This is a genomic window from Prevotella sp. tc2-28, from assembly GCF_900107705.1.
GTDB lineage: Bacteria > Bacteroidota > Bacteroidia > Bacteroidales > Bacteroidaceae > Prevotella.
Map to the genome: position 1 here is coordinate 1 of NZ_FNRE01000030.1, position 1,974 is coordinate 1,974.

Here is a 1,974-nt window from a genome sequence, read left to right on the forward strand (position 1 = left end):
TACCATTTTGCGTCCCTGCAGGTCATACCAGGCTCCCTTTTCTTGAGAGGGGTCGGGGGTGAGACTTTCTATTCCCGTCACCTCGGCAGGGAAGTCCATATTGAAATAGCCCAGATCGTTTTCGGGTTGTGCCTTATCGTAGAGCAGGAACAGGTAGGTGCCCTCATCTTTCGGTGTGAAAATAAACTTCACGGGCGTCGTACTGTTGGCTCTGAGGAACGCACCCACCGACAGGTCATCATATTTGACATACGTGGTCTTGGGATTATCGGCATCGATGAGTTTGTAGGCATCCTCGGCTTTGTCATTACCTATAAAATAAGGAACGAGCGAGAAGGCTCCGTTGAACTCGGCGCCCTTGTTCTCGACGGTCAGCGTGATTTCGCAGGTTGTCTTGAGATTTCCCGTTCCGCGAGTGACTTTGGCGCCTTTCATCTGGAAGTTTGTCTGGTTAAGCACAGGGTAGCCCGTCAGCGTCAGCTTTTTGTTGCTGACCTTATATTCTATATACTGGCTCTTAGTCAGCAGCGTCCAGTCACCATACTTGTTGTCAGCGCCCTTATAGCGGTAGCGGACATAGAGGTTCTTCTGGCAGTCGGGATCGTTGGTGGACTTGTAGTAAGTAAAGATATAAGTGCCATCGACTCCCGTCTTCAAGTTTACGGGCTCACTGCCTAGCGTGAATTGCTCCCACTGGTCGCCCTTCTTCTCAAACAGGTCTACCTCGAATGTGGCCGTAGGATAGGCCGCGCTGAAGTAAATCAGACTGAGGGTGATTTCGTATTTCTCCTTATTTTCCGTAATGGTGTAGGGGAACATCGGCATCTTCAGCTCCGGCAGTCCTACACCCGTACCTCCATTCTCTTTCTGGATGCCGATGAGCGCCGTCTGGCTCAGGTTGAAGTCGTTGCCGGCGGAGACAGTTTGGCTGTAGCTTTTGGCATCGAGTACCGACAGCGAGAAGTAGTTGTCGCCATCGCCTGCCCAGCCCCAGTTGATGTGGAACAGTCCCTGTCCGTCATAGCCGTCGCAGACGAAGGTGTGTCCGCCACCGGCACCCGTCATAGCGCCATAGACCACCGGCCGTTTGGCTGCCAGCTCGTTGTAGATGGTGTTTTCCCATTCGTCAATGGTATAGTCGTAGCGGAAGATACTACGGAGGCCCTTGTCGTAGTTGAAGTACTTGGGCAACAGCTCTACGGCCGGGTCGTGGAATGACAACGATATCTCAGGGCTGTAGCTCATGTTCAACATCTGACCAACGTAGCGCATCAGTGTGGCTACGGCCTTGCGCTGGGCAGGAGTCACGTCAGACAGCACACCGCCCGACGCGTCCAGGTACTTGTCGCGCATGTTGTCCCAGTCGAAGGTGGTGGCAGGCAACTCCGGCAAATCGAAGTCCTCCTTCAGCCCCTCCTGAACGTTGCTGACCTCGTATTTGTAGCCCGGGATGGCTGTGGTAGCCTCCTTCGGCCACTTGTGGTAGTACATCACCTGTGCGATGGCTGTTGCCGTACAGCCGGTGACGCATCGCTTTCCCTGCCCGGCAGCAGCCTTACCAGTGTACATGGGACAATCGTCGTTGAAGACGGGGTCCTGGCTCCAGGGGCATGTCACCATAGGCTGAATGGCAGGACGTGCGGCACGCTGTCTCGGAGCAGCTGCCGGCAGGTTGCTCTGGGCAATCTTGGCAATGGCCTCGTTATACGACTGCAGCCAGTAGCGCATGTTCTCGGGCATGTGCTGCCAGTCGAGAGTTCCCGTGGTGCTATAGCCTAACACGGAGACGGCCCGCTCGTCGCCACTGGTGATGACGTAACCTCCGCCATCGACATTAAACACGTAGAGATGGTTCAAACCGGTTGCCACCTCGTTCAGTTGGGGTGTTGTCGTCATAGCCCTACGGGTGCTGCCCTGGGCAGGAGCGGACTGCAGGAACTGAATGGCACGGTCCATCGCCTCCTGACGGCTGAC

General features: G+C 55.3%; 1 protein-coding gene. It reads right to left on the minus strand.

Going from position 1 to position 1,974, the window contains the following annotated elements:
• The coding region (locus tag BLU47_RS14390) for a C10 family peptidase (protein WP_176780614.1) at positions 1 to 1,974 on the minus strand (1,974 nt) is incomplete at both ends.